Genomic DNA, 18,828 nt, shown 5'->3' on the forward strand with positions numbered 1-18,828 from the left:
GTAGTACTCTGCGTATCTCATCAGGTGAATCATTCAGGCCCTCTCCCGCGGAATTCCGCGCCACGCGTTCGAGGCGCCTTTCGCGGCGGCGTTCAGGGGTTTTCTCCGACTCCAATCGATGTTCCCAGCCATGACTGGGTGGGCCGGGCTTGTGCGCCGAATGAAAGAAAAGACGCCTCTGACCTGCGCGGTCAACATCAACGACACCACCGGCACGATCACGATCTCCCTCGGCACGCATCCAGTGCCTGTCCCGCCGCCTTTCGCGGAACTCCTCAGCGAGCACGTCCGGAACCGCCCCAACCTCCGAACAGCATCAGGTGCAGAAAGCCACTGGCTCTTCCCCGGAACCAGGGCAGGCAAGCACCTCCACCCGAACACGATCATGCTCAGGCTCCGTGGCCTCGGAATTGAACTCCTCGGATCACGGAACACGGCACGGGACGAGCACCTCTCCGTCACCCCGCCACCACTGGTCGCCAAAGCACTCGGCTACAGCTACCAGGTCGCATTCCTCCACGCAGATGCCGCAGGAGAAGCTTGGACGCGTTATGCCAGTGAGCGCACGTGAATAGGGCGCCATTACGCGAGCTCGTGCGAGACTTCCAAGCATGGTAACTGCCGCCTTCTACTTTGGGACCCTTGAGGACCAAGCGACGCTACTCGACTACTTGGGAGAACCGGACAAAGTCACTTTGCATCCGTGGCCAGTTGTTCGAAATCCCCTGGATGCCCTCAGCCGTGAGGCCGCCCTCGCCACCCCGCAGGTGATGGTAGTCAATCGGGACCTCGGCCCACCGGTGCCGATCCGCCAGGGTGACGGCGTGATGGATCAGCCGACGAAAGCCGGCGTCTTCAACAGGCTCAATTGGGACCGGTTACACCCTGCCCACGACGAAGCTCTGGTGGACCCGAATGCCTCCCCAGTGCTTCTCTGGGTCCCCGCCGAAATCGGCAGTGAAGTCATAGGCGTCAGCCAGCTCGGATCGCAGGCCGACGCAATGGCAGCAATATCGACGGATTATGAACGCTGGGTCAACCGGACGACCGGCTGGATACGACGCAAGGGAACGAAAGTCTGGGGCCTTGAGCAAGGCACGGTTCGGCCAGATCTCAATATTCAGCTCGGCTTCATCAACAGTGTCTACGCACTTCCCGGAGCTCTTCGAGCACTCGAGCAAGGCGCGGCCGGACGCTAACGAATCGCAGCTACACCCAATAATGAGCGCCTGTTCCGAGGCGAATACGCACCAACTCGATACGCAGGGGTGCCAGTAGTTCGGAATTTGGGCATCCCCCGCGGGATCAGGATCTGCGGGATCAGGATGTGCGTTCGTCGACTATCCGGTCTATTTCCTCGTCGTCAGGGCACGGTTGATCATCGATGGGACATGGCCCCGGTCCGAGCGCCCGCCCAAAGACTTCCATGCACATCGAGCACAGGATCTGCGGATCACGGGCGATCGTCATCTCCGGTTCCTCATAGCCGCACATTGCCCGCCGCCAGTCCAGATCCCGGCAACAGACAATGTGGACCACTTCGTCAGGGTCCTCGCTCCAGCCGTACTTGACCTTCCATGCCGGAGCGCGGCGCGTTTCCGTCGCACCGCCCTCGCCTGGCGTCGAAGGTTTTGCAGCATCGCCCTTCGTTTCCGTCATCGCGGTCCCCCTCCGTTGACGTTGAGCAGGATTCCCTCCCGCTCTCAACCGATGCTCGCGGCCTCATCCAGGGTGTGCGGTTCAAAGTGTTCCAGCAACCCTCGCATGGCCTCATATCCTTGTGTGAAGACGTCCGAGGCGCGCCACACTTCAACCTGTTCGAGCGACTCCCACGGGCCCGTGCTGATAAACCTGTTGGGAACATCGCGGTCGTGCATCAGGATGGCTTTTGCCCCGGGGAAATCCTCTTGTGTCTTTCTGGCGAGGTCCCGCCAGGCCTGCACAAAATCATTCTCCCTGCCGGGCTTCACCAGCCAGATTCCGAGCGTGTAAACAGACATCGCGAATGCCTCCATTCAGGTGCCGGGGTAAGTATTCCCGATTATCGTCCGGCAGTCCCTGGCCGGGTAGGGCCGGATGGCATGTGGTCCACTCCCCTGTCCCGGGCCCGGGGCCGGGTTCGTTCAGGCCCCGTCGTAAGCGGCCTGAAGTTCGGCGATCTCAAGCTTCCGCATACCCAGCATCGCCTGCATGGCCCGCTGCGCACCGTCAGGATCAGGGCCTCCCAACAGTTGCCCCAGGACGGACGGCACCACCTGCCACGACACTCCGAATCTGTCCTTGAGCCAGCCGCACTGGCTTTCGGTGCCACCTGCGGTCAGCGCCGACCAGTAGCGGTCCACTTCTTCCTGCGAGGAGCAGTCGATCACGAAGGAAACAGCTTCGTTGAACGTGAACGCCGGTCCCCCGTTGAGCGCAAGGAACTTCCGGCCCTCGATTTCGAACTCCACCGTCATGGCCTGGCCGGCGGTGCCCGGTCCACCCTCGCCGTAACGCGCCACGTTGAGGATTTTGGAGCCGTCGAAGACCGAGACGTAAAAGTCGGCGGCTTCCTCGGCCTGGGTATCAAACCACAGGCAGGTGGTGATCTTTTGGGTCACAGTGTTCCCTCATCTCGCAGGCAGCGCCGGAACGGATTCCCGACGGCGACGCTTCAGTCGCGTTGCGAGCCTAGCCGGGCCCGGTTGCCGGCACAATGGCCCGCCCGAGCCGGACCGCCCCCCGTTATCATCGAGTATGTCCGTCGCCGACGCCCTCCTCCAGTTCGCCCTCGTCGCTGCCCTGCTGACCATAATTCCCGGGCTGGACACCGTCCTGGTGCTTCGCACGGCAATCAGCAACGGCCGCGCTCCTGCTTTTGCAACGGCTGCGGGAATCTGCACCGGCACCGTTGCCTGGGGTGTGGCTGCCGCCCTCGGCGCGTCCGCATTGCTGGCTGCCTCGGAGGCCGCCTTCACGATGCTGAAGGTAGCCGGTGCCTGCTACATGGCATGGCTGGGCGTCTCGATGTTCATCAGGACTTTCAGGAGCAGCCCGGCGTTGCCGGCGGCATCGCCGCAGGGCGGACCGGGCGCCAGGAGCGCCTGGCTGACGGGCGTCACCACCAGCCTGCTGAATCCGAAAGTGGGTGTCTTCTACATGGCCATGATCCCGCAGTTCCTGCCCCAGGATGTGCCGCCCCTGCTCATGGGCATACTGCTCCCCCTCGTCCATAACGTTGAGGGCATGCTCTGGTTCGCCGGCATCATTGTTGCCACGCAGTATGCCCGGCGCTGGCTGCAGTCCCCTGGGGCGGGCAAAGCCACCGACCGCATCGCCGGCGTCGTACTTGTCGCTTTTGCGGCGAAAATCGCGGCCAGCAAAGCCTGATACTTCCACCGGAACTAGCCACTAGTGCGGCAGCTGGCTGACCAGTCCAACGGTGTTGCCCTCGCTGTCGCGGATGAAGGCCATCCACTCGTCGGTCCCTGCCGGGCCCAGACGGTCGTCTGTGTGGCTGAAGATCACACCGGGTTCAGCGACGATCTCCACTCCCCTGCTCCGGAGCCGGGCCACCGAGTCCCTGACGTCGGCGACCGCCAGGTACACCAGGGCCGACGGCGCTCCGGACTCGAGCAGTAGCCGGACGCCGTCAAGGTCAAAAAACAGCAGACCGGGCGGGTCGAACACGGCACGGGGCTCCGCGCCGAGCAGTGCGGCATAAAATTCCGCAGCCCGCTGGAGGTCGCTGGCATGTTGCGCGATCTGGACAAGTCTCATGCTGCCGTCCGGGATTAGCTGGCGGGTGACGCAATAAGGCGGCGGGGAACGGGTCCCCGGTCACAGTGTACGGCCGCCCCGGGCGCTCACGTCAGGTCGTAGCAGCGGGAAACCGGAACTACTGTTGGAGATATGCCTTCCAGTACTGATCCAGCCCCCGTCCGCGTCACCACCGCCAGGAATGCGGTGCTGCTTGCCGCCCTTGCCGACGCTGCCCTGATCCTGACGTTCGCAGCCATCGGCCGGGACGCCCACCATCGCGGGGATGTGATCACCGGGGTTCTCCTGACCGCCTGGCCGTTCCTGGCCGGAGCGGCCATAGCGTGGCTTGGGCTGCGGGTGTGGCGGGCGCCGTTGCGCGTATGGCCCGCGGGCGTCGCCGTCTGGCTTGGGGCCGTGGCCCTGGGGATGGGGCTGCGGGCAGTGACCGGACAAACGGTGGTCCTGCCGTTTGTCATCGTCGCACTGTTGAGCCTGGGCACTTTCCTCCTGGGGTACCGACTCATTGCGGCCGCCGCCGGCAGGCTGAAACGGCGCCGGCTGCTCCGCTGATCCACCCCCTCATGTACTAGGCTGGCAGCACACAGCAACGCCTGCCGTGCCCGCAGGGGCGCACCTATCCGAAAGGTCAAGAGTGATCACCGCATTCGTCCTGATCAAGACAGACGCCTCCCGCATTCCGGAGACGGCAGAGGAAATTTCGGCGATTCCGGGCATTAGCGAGGTCTACTCCGTAACCGGGGAATGGGACCTGATCGCCGTCGCGCGGGTGGCGAAGCATGAGGAACTGGCCGACGTCATTGCGGACAAGCTGTCGAAGGTTCCCGCGGTGGTGCACACCACAACGCACATCGCCTTCCGTGCCTACTCCCAGCACGACCTGGACGCCGCCTTCGCGCTGGGCTTCGAACAGTAAGCCCGTCGCCTCCCTAGCCCTGGGTAAGGGCGACCCACTTTTCCAGTACGGCTGCTGCGGCACCTGAGTCAATCGACTCTTCCGCGCGCTTCAGTGCCGCCGCCATCCGGTCGGCCAGGGGACCGTCGGCATCGACGTCGAACGCCACCAGGCCTGCCGCGGCATTCAGCAGAACAGCATCACGTGCCGGACCTGCTTCCCCTCGCAATACATCACGGACGACGGCGGCATTTGCTGTGGCGTCGCCGCCCCGGAGCTCCTCCACCGTTGCGGGACGGATACCCAGAACCTGCGGATCAAACGTTTGCTCGATGACTTCGCCGTGCCGGATCTCCCAGACGGTGGACGGTCCCGTAGTAGTCATCTCATCCAGACCGTCGCTTCCTCGGAAGACCAGGCCGCGGCTGCCGCGCTTGGCCAGCACGCCGGCAACCAGCGGGGCCATCCGGGCGTTGGCGACGCCAACCGCCGAGGCCTGGACCCGCGCCGGGTTGGTCAGCGGGCCCAAAAAGTTGAACGCCGTGGGGATGGCGAGTTCGCGGCGGGGTACCGCAGTGTGCCTGAAAGACGGATGGAACACCTGGGCGAAGCAGAAGGTGATGCCGGCTTCTTCGGCGTTGCGGGCCACGCGATCAATCGGAAGGTCCAACCGGACGCCGAGCGCCTCCAGCACGTCCGCTGAACCCGACGACGACGACGACGCACGGTTGCCGTGCTTCACCACCTTTGCACCGGCTCCCGCGCAGACGAGGGCTGCCATGGTGGAAATGTTCACTGTGTTCAGCTGGTCACCGCCGGTGCCCACGATGTCGAGTTTCTCGCCGCCGATGTCGATGGGGTTTGCATGGTCCAGCATGGCCTCGACCAGGCCGGCAATCTCATCCACCGTTTCGCCCTTGGCCCGCAGGGCCACCAGGAATCCGGCGATCTGCGCCGGACTGGCTTCGCCGGACATGATGGTGTCCATTGCCCATTCCGTGTTCTCGGCCGTCAGGTCCGTGCCGTTGATCAGTGCCGAAATGAGCCGGGGCCAGGTGTTGCCGGCCGCCTGTGCAGATGCCTGTGAAGTCACCTCCTGATGCTATCGAGGCAGCTGCCCTGATGACCAATATGAACCGGTCCGGGAACTTTTCCGCGCGAATTCGCGTCTTTGTAGAAAAAGTCCGGGCAAAAGGCGGTTTGCGTTGGGCAGGAGGAACTTTTACAGACATAATGTCTATGTGACATCTGCGACCCATGCCCCCAGTACCCCGGCGCACCCGACGCTGAACCGCCCGAATATGGTTTCCGTAGGAACCGTTGTCTGGCTGTCCAGTGAGTTGATGTTCTTCGCCGGTCTCTTTGCCATGTACTTCACACTCCGTTCGACGTCCGGACTGATGTGGGCTGAAGAGACAGCCAAGCTCAACTTCCCCTTTGCGCTCGTAAACACGATCGTCCTCGTGGCAAGTTCTTTCACTTGCCAGATGGGCGTCTTCGCCGCTGAGCGGCTCCAGCCGCGCCGCGCCGGCGGCCCCCTTGCATTCACGCGTTGGGGGATGAACGAATGGTTCACCCTGACGTTCATCATGGGTGCCTTCTTCGTTGCCGGCCAGGCGACCGAATACGCCATGCTCGTCTCGGAGCATGTGTCGCTCTCGTCGAATGCATACGGCTCGGCCTTCTACATGACTACCGGCTTCCACGGCCTGCACGTCATCGGCGGCCTCATCGCCTTCCTCTTTATCATCGGCCGTTCGTTCGCCGCCAAGAAGTTTGGTCACTTCGAAGCCACCTCCGCGATCGTCACCTCGTACTACTGGCACTTTGTCGACGTCGTGTGGATCGGCCTCTTCCTGGTCATCTACGTCCTCAGGTAGCCCGACTTGACTCTTTTTCTACAAGAGGCAGAATTTCAAGAAGCGGCTCCCGGAGCCGACGCACGATCGAATAAAGGAACCACCACGTGAAGGCACTCTCGCAGAAGCGACGTCACCCACTGGCAGCCATAGCGCTGCTGCTGATGGGCCTCCTCCTCACTGGTGGGCTGTACGCCGTTGCCACCACCGTCAACGAGGCCAAGGCTTCCACCACCAGCTTCAGTGCGAACGACACTGAAGAAGGCGGGAAGCTCTTCGCCGCAAACTGCGCCACGTGCCACGGCATGGGTGCGAGCGGAACCAAGGACGGACCCTCACTTGTGGGCGTCGGTGCTGCCGCCGTTGACTTCCAGGTAGGCACCGGGCGCATGCCCATGCAGATGAACGGCCCGCAGGCTTACAAGAAGCCGGCACAGTTCAACGACGAACAGACCCACCAGCTGTCCGCTTACGTCGCTTCGCTCGGGCCTGGCCCGTCCATCCCCGAAGAGGGCCTCCTCGATGCCCAGGGCAATGCTGCAGAAGGTGGCGAGCTCTTCCGGGTGAACTGCGCGATGTGCCACAACGCAGCGGCCGCCGGCGGCGCGCTCACCCGGGGCAAGTTCGCTCCCGCCCTCGCAGATGTATCCGAAAAGCACATCTACGAAGCCATGGTTACCGGACCGCAGAACATGCCGGTCTTCAATGACGCAAACGTCACCCCTGAAGGCAAGCGCGACATCATTACCTTCCTGAAGCAGATCGAAGCCAACGGTTCACCCGGCGGAGCCGATCTCGGCGCCCTGGGCCCGGTTTCCGAAGGTCTGTTTGTCTGGATCGCCGGTCTGGGCGTCATCATTGCCTTCACCATCTGGCTGACCTCCCGGACCTCCTAGCAGCGTCCGCAACTGTAAGAACTCCTGCTGACGAGTCAGCAGTATGGAATTGAAAACTAACCCGGCACCTGCCGGGACGAGAGAAGGATGAGGCGAATTATGGGCAACCATAGTGACGGCAGTCCGAACCACTCGGGCACCGTAGCTACGGCTGGTCAGAATGAGGTGGAGAAGTTCCAGGATCCTGGAATTCCCCCGCATCGTTTGCGCCTGGCTGACACGGACCCGAAGGCCGCAAAGCGTGCAGAACGGCAGGTTGCCGTCCTCTTCGGCAGCTCAGTCGTGGGCACCGTGATCTTCCTGGTGGCGTACTTCGCCATCGATCTTGGACCCGACTCCACGATCGCCACCATCCGGCTGCAGAATGCCCTGCTGGGCATTGGCACCGCCTTTGCCATGCTCGGCATCGGCACCGGCATTGTCCACTGGGCCAAGGCCCTTATGCCGGACCATGAAGTTTCCGAAGAGCGCCATGCCATCCGCACCGAGGACGACCGCCAGGCGGCAGTCCGCATTGTTGATGACATCGTCGAAGAAACCGGCATCAAACGCCGGCCGCTGATCCGCAACACGCTCCTCGGCGCCGTGGCGCTGGCTCCGCTGCCCGCACTGGCCATCTTCGGTGACCTTGGCCCCCGCCCTGACGACAAGCTTGCACACACCATGTGGGCCCCGCAGGAGGGCAAGCTCAAGCGCCTCACCCGTGACCCGGACGGCACGCCCATCAAGGCCTCTGACGTCACCATCGGCTCGGCTTTCCACGTGATCCCGGAAGGCCTGAACGAGCTGCACGAAGGCAAGCTGAACGAAAAGGCCAAGGCCGTCGTCCTGCTTATGCGCCTGAACCCCGAGTCCCTCAAGCCTTCCGCGGGCCGCGAGGACTGGAGCTACAACGGCATCGTTGCCTACTCGAAGATCTGCACCCATGTTGGTTGCCCTGTTGCTCTTTACGAGCAGCAGACCCACCACCTGCTGTGCCCGTGCCACCAGTCAACCTTCGACCTGACCCAGGAATGCAAGGTTATCTTTGGCCCGGCAAGCCGGCCTCTCCCCCAGCTGCCCATCGCAGTTGACGCCGAGGGCTACCTGGTCGCTACGAGCGACTTCAAAGAACCCGTAGGACCGAGTTACTGGGAGCGTGATGAGCATGAGCGCAACATCAACAGCTAATGCCCCCGCCTTCGTCGCCAAAACCAAAGGCGGCCGCATTACCGACTTCGTTGACCAGCGCGTTGGCGGTTCGGGTATTCTCCGTGAGTTCGGCCGCAAGGTCTTTCCGGACCACTGGTCGTTCATGTTTGGCGAAGTTGCCCTGTACTCCTTCGTCATCCTGCTGCTCTCCGGCACATTCCTGACGTTCTTCTTCGATCCGTCCATGGCGGAGACGCACTACGACGGTTCATACACACCGCTGAAGAACGTCGAAATGTCGGTTGCCTACAGCTCTTCGCTGGATATCTCTTTTGACGTCCGCGGCGGTCTGTTCATGCGCCAGGTGCACCACTGGGCAGCGCTGCTGTTCGTGGCCTCGGTATCCGTACACATGCTGCGCGTCTTTTTCACGGGCGCGTTCCGCAAGCCCCGCGAACTGAACTGGGTGGTGGGCGGCGTCCTGCTCATCCTCTCCATGGCAGCGGGCTTCACCGGCTACTCACTCCCCGATGACCTCCTCTCCGGTAACGGCCTGCGAATCATCGACGGCGTCATCAAGTCGATCCCCGTTATCGGCACCTACATCTCGTTCTTCCTCTTTGGCGGCGAGTTCCCCGGGACCGTCATCATCAGCCGTCTCTACATGCTGCACATCCTCCTGGTTCCGGCCCTGATCCTGCTGATGATCGTGATCCACCTGTTCATGGTGGTTGTTCACAAGCACACCCAGTACCCCGGCCCGGGCCGCAACGACGGCAACGTCGTCGGCTACCCCCTCGGCCCCGTTTACGCGGCCAAGGCCGGCGGCTTCTTCTTCATCGTGTTCGGTGTCGTCGCGCTCATGGCGGCGTTCTTCACCATCAACCCGATCTGGAACTACGGCCCGTACGACCCCTCACCGGTTTCCGCAGGCACGCAGCCTGACTGGTACATCGGTTGGGTTGACGGCGCCCTGCGCCTCATGCCCGGTGTGATCGGAGACTTCCACTTCGAGTACGTCATCTTCGGCCAGGTCCTGACCTTGAACGTACTTCTCCCGGCGCTGGTTCCCGCCGGCCTGGTCTTCACCGTACTGTTCATGTACCCGTGGATTGAACGCTGGATCACCAAGGACGACCGCGAGCACCACGTCCTGGACCGCCCGCGCAACGCTCCCACCCGCACCGCCATCGGCATGGCCGGCTTCACGTTCTACTGCGTGATGTGGGCCGCGGCCAGCTCCGACCTCATCGCCACGCACTTCCACGTGGCCCTGAACGATGTCACGTACTGGCTGCGGGCGCTGTTCTTCATCGGCCCGATCATCGCCTTCATCGTGACCAAGCGGGTGGCACTGGCCCTTCAGCGCAAGGACCGTGAAATCGCCCTGCACGGCCGCGAAACCGGCCGTATCGTGCGCCTGCCGCACGGTGAGTTCATCGAGGTCCACGCACCGCTGGACGACTACAAGCGCTACAAGCTGGTGGGCTTTGAATCTCCGGTACCGCTGCCCGCAGTTCCGAACGAACACGGTGTGGTTACCCGCAAGGAAAAGCGCCGTGCAGCGCTCTCCCGCTTCTTCTTCGAAGACAGGGTTGCTCCGGCTTCGCCGGCTGAACTCGAGGCGGCCCATGGCCACCACGGTCAGCACGAAGTCGAATCGGCCGAAGCACAGAAGACTCTGAGCCACTAGGTCGAGATTGCAGTACAAAGAGGCCCGGTCCGCAAGGACCGGGCCTCTTTCTGTGTTCCGCGGCTGTGTGTTCCGCGGCTCTGCGTTCCCTAGGGGTTCCGGTAGCCTGAGGCGTAGTTGCGCGTGGGCCGCACACCCGGTCGTTGCAGCGGCACCCACAGCTTGTAACGGTCTGCCCGGTAGTAGGACACGGAGTAGTCCACCATCGACCGGGCAACAAAGGCGTGCCGCTGTATCTTGAGCAGCGGGGACCCGACCTCGACATTGAGCAGCCTTGCCGTGGACGGTGACGCTGCCGTGGCCTCGATCATGTCCTCTCCCCACTCCATGACCAGCCCGAACCGTTCGCTCAGGACGTTGTACAGCGATGTCGGAGGTTCACCGTCGAGCAGCCCCGGCACCCGATGCGCGGGAATGAAGTTCTCATCCACGCTCATGGGTTCGTTGTCGGCCAGCAGGAGGCGCCTGAACCGCACCAGGGGTGTCCCCTCGTCCAGCTGGAGCTCGCGGGCCAGAAAGGCACTTGCGCTGATCTGTTCGAAGCTCAGCACTTTCGCCGCGGGCACCATGCCGCGGCGCTGCATTTCCTCACTGTAGGACGTGAGCTTGACCTGCAGATCGAGCTTCGGCTTCCGGACGAACGTCCCGAGGCCCACGACCCGTTCAATGACTTCCTCACCGACCAACGCGTCAATTGCCTGGCGAACCGTCATCCGGGCCAAGCCGAATCGTTCGGCAAGGTCGCGTTCCGAAGGCAGCGAGGAACCGGGCGGGCACGATGCCGCGATGTGCGCCCTGAGGAGCTCCCGCAGCTGGACGTAGATGGGCGTCCCGCTGGTGCGGTCGATCTCCCCCACCATCCTGCTTGCATCAGAGGCCGGCATGGCAACGTTTCACATCAACATTCATGCTTTAAGGGTAGGGCACCCGGCGGGCAGGTCTAGACCACCGCCTCGACGGTTTCGGTGACCCAGTCCGCCGCGGCTACGCTTGTTCAGGAATGCAGTCATGACGGACGAAGCCCGTCGGAACAAAGGAGTCCTGTTGCCAGTGCGCAAGGCGATCGTTCAATCACCAATAGGCCTGCACGCGCGGCCGGCTGCCGTCTTTGTCCGGGCCGTCACCGATTCCGGCCTCCCGGTCCGGATCGGAAAAGAGGGCATCGCGCCCGTCGACGCGCGGTCCCTGCTCGAGGTAATGACGGCCGATTTCCACTGCGGCTGTGAAGTGGAACTGTCGATTGACCCCGATGCGCTCCCCGCCCGCTACAGCGTTGAATCAGCGGAGGCGGCACTGGAAGGCCTGATGCTGCTGCTGGAGGCTGACGCGGCCGCCTAAGGGCTCTGCAGGACCCCTCGGTCGGCGGCCCCTGGACGGCCGCCCGGCAAGACGACAAAACGACGGCGGCCCCACCAAGTGGTGGGGCCGCCGTCGTTGTCAGTACAGCCTGTATTTGCTAGTGGGCGTGGTCGCCGCGGCTGTATTCGTAGACCCAGCCAACGAGGGCGACGACTGCCAGTCCGCCGGCGATGAACGTGACCCAGAAACCGATCGCCAGGCCGAGGAAACCGCCCGCGCAGGAGAGGCCCAGGACCAGCGGCCACCAGCTCCAGGGGCTGAAGTGGCCCTGCTCGCCGGCGCCTTCGTGGATCTCGGCGTCGTTACGGTCTTCGGGACGCATTCCCACGCGCTTGCCGGTGAATCCGAGGTAGGCACCGATCATGCCGGCCAGGCCGCCAACAAGCAGTACGCCAAGGATGCCGACCCATTCGGTCCAGTTGGTCAGGAATCCGTACACCACGGAGACCGGCACGAAGAAGAAGACTCCGGCTCCAAAAATCCATGATTCGATCTTCACTTGGCGGTGTCCTTCTGATCTGCGTTGCCAAGCACGGCTGCTGCCGGTGCCGGTGACTCAACGGTGTGCGACTGTGCGAGCTCCGGGTGGTGGAGGTCCAAGGCAGGACGCTCCGAGCGGATGCGGGGCAGCGAGGTGAAGTTGTGCCGCGGCGGCGGGCACGAGGTGGCCCACTCGAGCGAAGCACCGAAGCCCCAGGGGTCGTCCACCTCTACCCGTTCGTTGCTGCGCCAGGTGATGTAAACGTTCCAGAAGAACGGGATCAGCGAAGCGCCCAGCACGAACGAGGAAATGGTGGAGAACTGGTTCATCCAGGTGAAGTTGTCCTGCGGCATGTAGTCCGCGTAGCGGCGCGGCATGCCTTCAACGCCCAGCCAGTGCTGGATCAGGAAGGTTCCGTGGAAGCCGAGGAACAGGAGCCAGAAGTGGATCTTGCCAAGGCGCTCGTTGAGCATCTTGCCGGTCCATTTCGGCCACCAGAAGTAGAAGCCGGCGAACATTGCGAACACCACGGTGCCGAACACCACGTAGTGGAAGTGCGCCACCACGAAGTAGGAATCCGAGACGTGGAAGTCAAGCGGCGGTGAAGCCAGGATGATGCCCGTCAGGCCACCGAAGAGGAAGGTTGCCAGGAAGCCGATGCTCCAGAGCATGGGGGTTTCGAAGGTGATGGACCCCCGCCACATCGTGCCGATCCAGTTGAAGAATTTCACGCCGGTAGGCACTGCGATCAGCATGGTCATGAACGAGAAGAACGGCAGGAGCACCGAGCCGGTCACATACATGTGGTGGGCCCACACGGTGACGGACAGCGCCGCGATGGCGATTGTTGCGTATACGAGGCCCTTGTAGCCGAAGATCGGCTTGCGGCTGAAGACCGGAAAGATCTCGGAGACGATGCCGAAGAACGGCAGCGCAATGATGTACACCTCGGGGTGGCCGAAGAACCAGAACAGGTGCTGCCACAGGACCGCACCGCCGTTCTCGGGGTCGAAGATGTGTGCACCGAAGCGGCGGTCGGCACCAAGTGCGAACAGGGCAGCGGCCAGCGGCGGGAACGCCATCAGGACCAGGATGGCCGTCACCAGGGTGTTCCAGGTGAAGATCGGCATGCGCCACATGGTCATGCCGGGGGCACGCATGCAGATGATGGTGGTGATGAAGTTGACCGCACCGAGGATGGTGCCGAAGCCGGAGAGCGCGAGGCCGAAGACCCAGAGGTCACCGCCGACGCCGGGGCTGAAGGTCGTGTTGGAGAGCGGCGCGTACGCGAACCAGCCGAACGACGCGGCACCCTGCGGGGTGATGAAGCCGGAGACGGCGATCGTGGAGCCGAAGAGGAAGAACCAGAAGGCCAGTGCGTTCAGTCGCGGGAAGGCGACGTCGGGTGCACCGATCTGGAGCGGCATGATCACGTTGGCGAAGCCCGCGAACAGCGGAGTCGCAAACATCAGCAGCATGACGGTGCCGTGCATGGTGAACAGCTGGTTGTACTGCTCCTTGGTCTGCAGGATCTGCATGCCGGGCTCGAACAGCTCGGCACGGATCAGCAGGGCCATGACGCCGCCGAAGCAGAAGAACACGAAGGACGCGATCAGGTACATGTACCCGATGGTCTTGTGGTCGGTCGAAGTGATCCAGTTGACGACGATGCGTCCCTTGGACTTCGGTACAACGGGCGCCCCAAGGCTCCCGACAGGTGCGGATTGAGTGTAAGTAGCCACGTCGCTCCCCTTACTTAATTTCGTTCAGGTTCGGGTTGCGGTCGTACTCTTCGCCGAGCAGGCCGGTGTTGCCGTCCTGGCGCAGCTGGTCCATGTGGGCCTGGAACTCCGATTCGGAGACAACCTTCACGCGGAACAGCATTTCGGAGTGGTATTCGCCGCAGAGTTCGGCACACTTGCCGTCATAGGTGCCCTCTTTGGTGGGGGTGAACCTGATGTAGTTGGTCTTGCCGGGGATCATGTCACGCTTCTGCAGGAAGGCGGGAACCCAGAAAGAGTGGATAACATCGCGGGAGTTCAGCTCCAGGTCAACAGACTTGTTGACGGGGAGGTACAGGGTGGGCAGCTTTTCCTTGTCCACTTCAGCGCCGGTCAGGTGCGCCTGCACGCCGGCTTCGTGCACGTCTTCGGTGACGACGTCGCCCTGCTTGTAGTTGAAGTCCCAGGCCCACTGCTTGCCGCGGACGTCCACAACGACGTCGGCCGGCTTGGAGCGGTCATCGATCGCCTGCTGGTCGCGGTCGGTGAAGTAGAAGAACACCAGCACCATGAAGAGCGGGATGGTCAGGTAAAAGACCTCAAGGGGAAGGTTGAAGCTGGTCTGGCGCGGGAACCCGACGGTGCCCTTGCGGCGACGGTAGGCGACGATGCACCAGACCATGAGTCCCCAGGTAATGATGCCCACGACCAACGCGGCAATCCATGAGTTGACCCAGAGGTCCATGATGCGGTCAGTGTGATTGGTGGTGCCACGCTCGGTGGGCAACCAGCCTCTCTGTACCTCTGGTGAACATCCAGTCAATGCCAACGCGCCGGCTAGTGCCAAGCCAGTGATCGTAGTGATCTGTTTGCGTCGGCTGCCGGTTCGGTTCTGCGAACTCACAGACGGCCCTTCCTACTTGTTGCTGTTGCCCGGGCCGTAGATGGCTCCCCGGGCACACTAAAAGTTTTACTACTCGATGTAGAGCTTACCGCTCCCCGGGGGTTTTCGCTCACATGTCGGCACCGTGCGTCGGCACCGGTTTCCACCGGTGCCGAGAGCAAGCTGTCATGGGGCAAAAGAGCCGGGTTAGTGGAAAGAATCACCGCAGGCGCAGGAGCCGCCGGCATTGGGGTTATCGATGGTGAAGCCCTGCTTCGAGATGGTGTCCTCGAAGTCGATGCTGGCGCCGCTGAGGTACGGGACGCTCATCTTATCGACAACGACTTCGACGCCGTCGTAGTCGCGCACGGCGTCTCCGTCAAGCAGCCGCTCGTCGAAGTAGAGCTGGTAAATCAGGCCGGAGCAACCGCCCGGCTGGACAGCAACGCGCAGGCGCAGGTCGGTGCGGCCTTCCTGCTCCAGGAGGCTGCGGACCTTGCCGGCAGCGACGTCGGTCAGCTTGACCTCGTGCGTGGGCAACTCTTCGCTTGCGGTGCCTGTGGCTGCGGCGCTGTTTTCATTGGTTGTAGTGCTCATTGGCCTACCTTCTTACGACGGTGGTGGCGACTCGGCTTGCGCGTTGCCCGCCCCTACGGAAACGGTATGGGCTATAGCTACATGCTACGTCGATCCTGCGTGTAGCTCTAACTCCTGACGTAACCGTGGCCATACCCTGAATGTTCCCTGACGGTTCCGTAACCGCCAGGGAACATCCCCGCTGCTGCGCGGCCGGCGTCAGGCAAGACCCTCACGGTTGAGCCGTGCCAGCAGGAGCGCTTCGGCCACCACGGCATTCCGGAAGTCCTCCAGGTGCAGCGACTCGTTGGCACTGTGTGCCCTGGAATCGGGGTCCTCGACACCGGTCACGAGGATCTGCACGTCCGGGTACACCTCCGTCAGGTCGGCAATAAAGGGAATCGAACCGCCGATCCCCATCTCCACTGCCGGAACGCCCCACGCTTCTCCGAGCGCCCACATCGCCATCCCGGCGGCGGTGGAACCCGTGTCGGTCAGGAAGGAGTTACCGCTCTCCCCCGGCGTGAACACCACCTTCGCGCCGAACGGCGCATTGGATTCAACATGGTTCCGCACGGCCTCCATGGCATCGGCCGGGTCCTGGCCCGGCGCCAGCCGCATGCTGAACTTGGCGCGCGCCCGCGGGAGCAGCGTGTTGGACGCCACATCCACGGCGGGAGCGTCGAAGCCGATGATCGACAAAGCAGGCTTGGTCCACAGCCGGGAGGCGATTGTCCCGCTGCCGGCGAGGCGGACCCCGTCCAGCACGGACGCGTCGGCCCGGTATTCCGCTTCCGTGAGGTCGACGGAAACGTCGTCCCTGCTGACCAGGCCCTTAACCGCAACGTTCCCGTCGTCGTCGTGCAGGGTCGCGATCAGCCGGGAGAGCAGCGTCGGAGCATCCAGGACCGCGCCACCGAACATCCCGGAGTGGACGGCGTGCTCCAGCACCTGCACCTCGATGGTCCCGTCGACCAGTCCGCGCAGGCTGGTGGTGAGCGCGGGAATGCCTACCTTCCAGTTGCTGGAGTCCGCCACCACGATGACATCGGCACGCAGCAGTTCGCGGTGGGTTTCCAGGAACGTGCGGAAGGTGGGCGAACCGGCTTCCTCTTCGCCCTCGAAGAAGAACGTCACGCCCAGGCCCAGCTCGTCGGCCAACACCTCAGTGACAGCGGCGTAGGCGGCTATATGGGCCATGATGCCGGCCTTGTCATCGGCCGCACCCCGGCCATAGAGACGGCCGTCGCGCTCGACGGCGATAAACGGTTCGGTCTCCCACAGCGCCAGGTCCCCGGTCGGCTGGACGTCGTGGTGGGCGTAGAGCAGGATGGTCGGCTTCCCTTCGGCAGCGGCCCGCCGCGCCACGACAGCCGGTCCGCCCGGCGTGCCGTCCTCTTTGTTGCAACGCAGGATCCGGACGTCCTCGATTCCCGCGGCGCGCACCAGCTCCGCGACGGCCTCCGCGCTGCGGTCCAGCGGGTCGGGATCAAAGCTCGGCCAGGCGATTCCCGGGAGCCTCACGAGGTCCTTCAGCTGTGCAACAGTGGTGTCGAACGCCTCGTGTACGGTCCGGCGCAGGGCATCGACGTCGATCCCGTCGAATCCTGCGCTGATTTTTTGCGGGGTCCCCGCCGGTGATGAAGTCATGGCCAAAACCCTACCTGTGTCCGTGACCACAGGAAACACTCCGGAACCGGCCGCCAGTCCCCACTGTTCCGCCGTAGCCGGAACCCTGTGACACATGACTTTTCGCCTGCGCGTGCAAGGTATTCTGTAGGGGTGTTTGGACGTAAAAAGGAAGCGCCGACGGCGCAGGACGTAGTTGACCAGCAGGCAGCCGAGGCCTTGGCCCGGGACACTGCCCTCGGCAAGGGCGCGCCCACGCCCAAGCGCAAGGCACAGGAAGCGGCGCGGAAGCGTCCCCTGGTGCCTGAGGACCGAAAGGCCTCAAAAGCAGCAGAACGGGCGGCCGTGCAGGAGCAGCGGATCAAGATGCGCCAGGCGCTGGACACGGGTGACGAAAAGTTCCTGCCCCTTCGGGACAAGGGCCCGCAGAAGCGCTACGCGCGTGATTACGTGGATGCCCGCTTCAGCCTGGGCGAGTACCTGATGTTCGGCGCCCTGGTGTTCGTCATTGTCTCCCTGCTGGTGCCTTCCACCAGCGAGGCGATGATTTATGTGCTCGGTGGTTTCTGGGTCATGTTCCTGGCTGTTTTCGTTGACGTCTTCATCCTTTCCCGCAAGCTGCGGAAGCGCCTCACGGAGAAATTTGGCGAGGTGGAACGCGGCACTGTCTGGTACGGCTCCATGCGTTCCCTCCAGTTCCGCCGTCTTCGCCTTCCCAAGCCGCTCGTCAAGCGCGGAGAATTCCCCGCCTGACTCAGGCCACAAAGAAACCCCCGGCAGTCTGGACTGCCGGGGGTTTTGTCGTTTCCGGGCGCTTGCAGCCGGAGTGTCGGCTACGCGCGGGACTGGCGGCGGGCGGGGTGCTTGGCCAGCTGGCGGTTGATGCCGGCGGCCCAGAACGGCCCCTCATACAGGAACGCCGTGTAACCCTGGACCAGGGTGGCGCCGGCGTCGAGCCGGTCCTGGACGTCCTTCGCTGTTTCCACGCCGCCAACCGACACCAGGGTAAGGGCACCGCCGGTTGCTTCCTTGAGGCGCTTGAGAACTTCAAGGGACCTGGCCTTTAGGGGCGCGCCGGAGAGGCCGCCGGCCCCGCACTCCTGAATTTTTGCCGGGTCGGAGGTGAGCCCCTCCCGGCTGATCGTGGTGTTGGTGGCGATGATCCCGTCCAGCTTGAGATCGAGGGCCAGCCTCGCGACGTCGTCGATGTCCTCGTCCGTCAGGTCGGGTGCGATCTTCACCAGCAGGGGGACGTGCCTGCCGGCGGCACTGTCCGCTTCCTGGGCCACGGCTTTGAGCAGCGGGCGGAGGGTTTCGACGTTCTGGAGGAGGCGGAGCCCCGGCGTGTTGGGGGAACTGACGTTGACCACAAGGTAATCAGCCGCGGGCGCAAGGCTCCGGGCGCTGGTGAGATAGTCACTGACCGCGTCATCGAGCTCCACCACCTTGCTCTTGCCAATATTGACGCCGATGACCGGACGTACGCCGGGGTGGCGGCGCTGCAAGGCAGCCCTCGCGGACTTGAGCCGGGGGGCGACGGCGGCGGCGCCGTCGTTGTTGAATCCCATGCGGTTGATGACGGCTTTGTCCTCGATGAGGCGGAAGAGGCGGGGCTTTTCGTTGCCGGGCTGGGCCTGGCCGGTGATGGTTCCGACTTCCACGTGGCCGAACCCGAGTTCGGTCAGCGCTTCAATGCCGTGTCCCTCCTTATCGAAGCCGGCGGCAAGGCCGAACGGCGACGGGAAGGTGATGCCGAAGGCCTCGGTCTGAAGCGACGGCGCGGGGGCCGTGAACTTCGCGAGCACTTTGCCCGCCCCGGAGCTGTGGGCCAGCCCGATGGCACGAAAGCCGATCTTGTGGGCGCGTTCGGCGTCCATCCATGAAAAGGCCAGGCGAAAGAAGGTGGGATATACGCGCATGACACCAGTTTTCCGGTTCAGGCTCCG

At 63.4% G+C, this 18,828-nt stretch carries 23 protein-coding genes; 11 read left to right on the plus strand and 12 right to left on the minus strand.

Going from position 1 to position 18,828, the window contains the following annotated elements; genetic code table 11:
* Positions 1-160 precede the first annotated feature (160 nt).
* A complete protein-coding gene (locus ACSQ1X_RS11105; RefSeq protein ID WP_436057712.1) occupies positions 161-571 on the plus strand; it encodes a hypothetical protein in 411 nt (136 codons plus the stop codon).
* Between the two features lie 40 nt (positions 572-611).
* Entirely contained in the window at positions 612-1,199 is a 588-nt protein-coding gene (locus tag ACSQ1X_RS11110; protein ID WP_436057713.1) for a hypothetical protein, read from the plus strand.
* Between the two features lie 121 nt (positions 1,200-1,320).
* Here ACSQ1X_RS11110 and ACSQ1X_RS11115 read toward each other — a convergent pair whose 3' ends face one another.
* The 3 genes from ACSQ1X_RS11115 to ACSQ1X_RS11125 form a co-directional block, all read right to left on the minus strand.
* On the minus strand, positions 1,321-1,659 hold the full coding sequence (locus ACSQ1X_RS11115; RefSeq protein ID WP_436057714.1) for a hypothetical protein: 339 nt from the start codon (positions 1,657-1,659) through the stop codon (positions 1,321-1,323).
* A 44-nt stretch (positions 1,660-1,703) separates the two neighbouring features.
* Complete coding sequence (locus ACSQ1X_RS11120) at positions 1,704-2,000, minus strand: antibiotic biosynthesis monooxygenase family protein (RefSeq protein ID WP_055803696.1); 297 nt, start codon at positions 1,998-2,000, stop codon at positions 1,704-1,706.
* A gap of 123 nt (positions 2,001-2,123) precedes the next feature.
* Positions 2,124-2,600, minus strand: a complete 477-nt coding sequence (locus ACSQ1X_RS11125; RefSeq protein ID WP_436057715.1) for a VOC family protein — start codon at positions 2,598-2,600, stop codon at positions 2,124-2,126.
* Positions 2,601-2,736: 136 nt separating this feature from the next.
* Here ACSQ1X_RS11125 and ACSQ1X_RS11130 point away from each other — a divergent pair, with 136 nt between their 5' ends.
* Positions 2,737-3,369: a LysE family translocator gene (locus ACSQ1X_RS11130; protein WP_055803131.1), complete on the plus strand. Its 633-nt coding sequence runs from the start codon at positions 2,737-2,739 to the stop codon at positions 3,367-3,369.
* Between the two features lie 21 nt (positions 3,370-3,390).
* On the opposite strand, the gene ACSQ1X_RS11135 is transcribed toward ACSQ1X_RS11130, so the two are convergent.
* Positions 3,391-3,759, minus strand: a complete 369-nt coding sequence (locus tag ACSQ1X_RS11135; RefSeq protein ID WP_436057716.1) for a VOC family protein — start codon at positions 3,757-3,759, stop codon at positions 3,391-3,393.
* Between the two features lie 132 nt (positions 3,760-3,891).
* Between ACSQ1X_RS11135 and ACSQ1X_RS11140 the strand changes: the two genes are divergently transcribed.
* Positions 3,892-4,311, plus strand: coding sequence for a DUF3054 domain-containing protein (locus ACSQ1X_RS11140; RefSeq protein WP_436057717.1), 420 nt, complete (start codon positions 3,892-3,894; stop codon positions 4,309-4,311).
* 82 nt (positions 4,312-4,393) lie between these two features.
* On the plus strand, positions 4,394-4,675 hold the full coding sequence (locus tag ACSQ1X_RS11145; protein WP_055803137.1) for an Lrp/AsnC family transcriptional regulator: 282 nt from the start codon (positions 4,394-4,396) through the stop codon (positions 4,673-4,675).
* A 13-nt stretch (positions 4,676-4,688) separates the two neighbouring features.
* Here the strand turns inward: ACSQ1X_RS11145 and trpD are convergent, their stop codons facing one another.
* Positions 4,689-5,747 (minus strand): anthranilate phosphoribosyltransferase, encoded by a 1,059-nt coding sequence (gene trpD / locus ACSQ1X_RS11150; protein WP_436057718.1) that lies wholly within the window; start codon positions 5,745-5,747, stop codon positions 4,689-4,691.
* Positions 5,748-5,895: 148 nt separating this feature from the next.
* Between trpD and ctaE the strand changes: the two genes are divergently transcribed.
* The 4 genes from ctaE to qcrB all read left to right on the plus strand — a co-directional run bounded on the left by ctaE (position 5,896) and on the right by qcrB (position 10,233).
* Positions 5,896-6,534, plus strand: coding sequence for an aa3-type cytochrome oxidase subunit III (gene ctaE / locus ACSQ1X_RS11155; protein ID WP_436057719.1), 639 nt, complete (start codon positions 5,896-5,898; stop codon positions 6,532-6,534).
* Between the two features lie 86 nt (positions 6,535-6,620).
* Positions 6,621-7,409, plus strand: coding sequence for a cytochrome bc1 complex diheme cytochrome c subunit (gene qcrC / locus ACSQ1X_RS11160; protein ID WP_028269177.1), 789 nt, complete (start codon positions 6,621-6,623; stop codon positions 7,407-7,409).
* 99 nt (positions 7,410-7,508) lie between these two features.
* Complete coding sequence (gene qcrA, locus ACSQ1X_RS11165; protein WP_028269176.1) at positions 7,509-8,579, plus strand: cytochrome bc1 complex Rieske iron-sulfur subunit; 1,071 nt, start codon at positions 7,509-7,511, stop codon at positions 8,577-8,579.
* The gene (gene qcrB, locus ACSQ1X_RS11170) at positions 8,557-10,233 is read left to right on the plus strand and encodes a cytochrome bc1 complex cytochrome b subunit (protein WP_436057720.1); all 1,677 of its coding nucleotides are present in this window, start codon (positions 8,557-8,559) and stop codon (positions 10,231-10,233) included. Before qcrA ends, qcrB begins: the two co-directional genes overlap by 23 nt.
* A gap of 89 nt (positions 10,234-10,322) precedes the next feature.
* On the opposite strand, the gene ACSQ1X_RS11175 is transcribed toward qcrB, so the two are convergent.
* On the minus strand, positions 10,323-11,117 hold the full coding sequence (locus ACSQ1X_RS11175; protein ID WP_347894505.1) for a GntR family transcriptional regulator: 795 nt from the start codon (positions 11,115-11,117) through the stop codon (positions 10,323-10,325).
* A 124-nt stretch (positions 11,118-11,241) separates the two neighbouring features.
* Between ACSQ1X_RS11175 and ACSQ1X_RS11180 the strand changes: the two genes are divergently transcribed.
* A complete protein-coding gene (locus tag ACSQ1X_RS11180; RefSeq protein ID WP_436057721.1) occupies positions 11,242-11,571 on the plus strand; it encodes an HPr family phosphocarrier protein in 330 nt (109 codons plus the stop codon).
* Positions 11,572-11,689: 118 nt separating this feature from the next.
* Here ACSQ1X_RS11180 and ACSQ1X_RS11185 read toward each other — a convergent pair whose 3' ends face one another.
* The 5 genes from ACSQ1X_RS11185 to ACSQ1X_RS11205 all read right to left on the minus strand — a co-directional run bounded on the left by ACSQ1X_RS11185 (position 11,690) and on the right by ACSQ1X_RS11205 (position 16,903).
* Positions 11,690-12,091, minus strand: coding sequence for a cytochrome c oxidase subunit 4 (locus ACSQ1X_RS11185; protein WP_055803147.1), 402 nt, complete (start codon positions 12,089-12,091; stop codon positions 11,690-11,692).
* Positions 12,088-13,815 carry an aa3-type cytochrome oxidase subunit I gene (ctaD, locus tag ACSQ1X_RS11190; protein ID WP_028269171.1) on the minus strand — a complete coding sequence of 576 codons (1,728 nt, stop codon included), beginning with the start codon at positions 13,813-13,815 and terminating at the stop codon, positions 12,088-12,090. Before ctaD ends, ACSQ1X_RS11185 begins: the two co-directional genes overlap by 4 nt.
* 10 nt (positions 13,816-13,825) lie before the next feature.
* Positions 13,826-14,698 carry an aa3-type cytochrome oxidase subunit II gene (gene ctaC / locus ACSQ1X_RS11195; protein ID WP_028269170.1) on the minus strand — a complete coding sequence of 291 codons (873 nt, stop codon included), beginning with the start codon at positions 14,696-14,698 and terminating at the stop codon, positions 13,826-13,828.
* Between the two features lie 186 nt (positions 14,699-14,884).
* Entirely contained in the window at positions 14,885-15,274 is a 390-nt protein-coding gene (locus ACSQ1X_RS11200; protein ID WP_011692062.1) for a HesB/IscA family protein, read from the minus strand.
* A 198-nt stretch (positions 15,275-15,472) separates the two neighbouring features.
* Positions 15,473-16,903 carry a dipeptidase gene (locus ACSQ1X_RS11205; protein WP_436057722.1) on the minus strand — a complete coding sequence of 477 codons (1,431 nt, stop codon included), beginning with the start codon at positions 16,901-16,903 and terminating at the stop codon, positions 15,473-15,475.
* A 132-nt stretch (positions 16,904-17,035) separates the two neighbouring features.
* Here ACSQ1X_RS11205 and ACSQ1X_RS11210 point away from each other — a divergent pair, with 132 nt between their 5' ends.
* On the plus strand, positions 17,036-17,635 hold the full coding sequence (locus ACSQ1X_RS11210; RefSeq protein ID WP_055803156.1) for a DUF3043 domain-containing protein: 600 nt from the start codon (positions 17,036-17,038) through the stop codon (positions 17,633-17,635).
* A gap of 80 nt (positions 17,636-17,715) precedes the next feature.
* On the opposite strand, the gene ACSQ1X_RS11215 is transcribed toward ACSQ1X_RS11210, so the two are convergent.
* Positions 17,716-18,801, minus strand: coding sequence for a quinone-dependent dihydroorotate dehydrogenase (locus ACSQ1X_RS11215; RefSeq protein ID WP_436057723.1), 1,086 nt, complete (start codon positions 18,799-18,801; stop codon positions 17,716-17,718).
* Positions 18,802-18,828: the final 27 nt, after the last annotated feature.

It is taken from the genome of Arthrobacter sp. LjRoot78 (genome assembly GCF_964254335.1).
GTDB lineage: Bacteria > Actinomycetota > Actinomycetes > Actinomycetales > Micrococcaceae > Arthrobacter.

Bases quoted from the DNA above. Each gene is read 5' to 3' on its own strand.
- ACSQ1X_RS11140 (WP_436057717.1), top strand. From the start codon at position 3,892: ATGCCTTCCAGTACTGATCCAGCCCCCGTCCGCGTCACCACCGCCAGG.
- ACSQ1X_RS11175 (WP_347894505.1), bottom strand. From the start codon at position 11,117: ATGCCGGCCTCTGATGCAAGCAGGATGGTGGGGGAGATCGACCGCACC.
- ACSQ1X_RS11135 (WP_436057716.1), bottom strand. From the start codon at position 3,759: ATGAGACTTGTCCAGATCGCGCAACATGCCAGCGACCTCCAGCGGGCT.
- ACSQ1X_RS11105 (WP_436057712.1), top strand. From the start codon at position 161: ATGAAAGAAAAGACGCCTCTGACCTGCGCGGTCAACATCAACGACACC.
- ACSQ1X_RS11110 (WP_436057713.1), top strand. From the start codon at position 612: ATGGTAACTGCCGCCTTCTACTTTGGGACCCTTGAGGACCAAGCGACG.
- qcrB (WP_436057720.1), top strand. From the start codon at position 8,557: ATGAGCGCAACATCAACAGCTAATGCCCCCGCCTTCGTCGCCAAAACC.
- ACSQ1X_RS11205 (WP_436057722.1), bottom strand. From the start codon at position 16,903: ATGACTTCATCACCGGCGGGGACCCCGCAAAAAATCAGCGCAGGATTC.
- ACSQ1X_RS11200 (WP_011692062.1), bottom strand. From the start codon at position 15,274: ATGAGCACTACAACCAATGAAAACAGCGCCGCAGCCACAGGCACCGCA.
- ACSQ1X_RS11120 (WP_055803696.1), bottom strand. From the start codon at position 2,000: ATGTCTGTTTACACGCTCGGAATCTGGCTGGTGAAGCCCGGCAGGGAG.
- qcrA (WP_028269176.1), top strand. From the start codon at position 7,509: ATGGGCAACCATAGTGACGGCAGTCCGAACCACTCGGGCACCGTAGCT.
- ACSQ1X_RS11180 (WP_436057721.1), top strand. From the start codon at position 11,242: ATGACGGACGAAGCCCGTCGGAACAAAGGAGTCCTGTTGCCAGTGCGC.
- ACSQ1X_RS11115 (WP_436057714.1), bottom strand. From the start codon at position 1,659: ATGACGGAAACGAAGGGCGATGCTGCAAAACCTTCGACGCCAGGCGAG.
- ACSQ1X_RS11130 (WP_055803131.1), top strand. From the start codon at position 2,737: ATGTCCGTCGCCGACGCCCTCCTCCAGTTCGCCCTCGTCGCTGCCCTG.
- ACSQ1X_RS11215 (WP_436057723.1), bottom strand. From the start codon at position 18,801: ATGCGCGTATATCCCACCTTCTTTCGCCTGGCCTTTTCATGGATGGAC.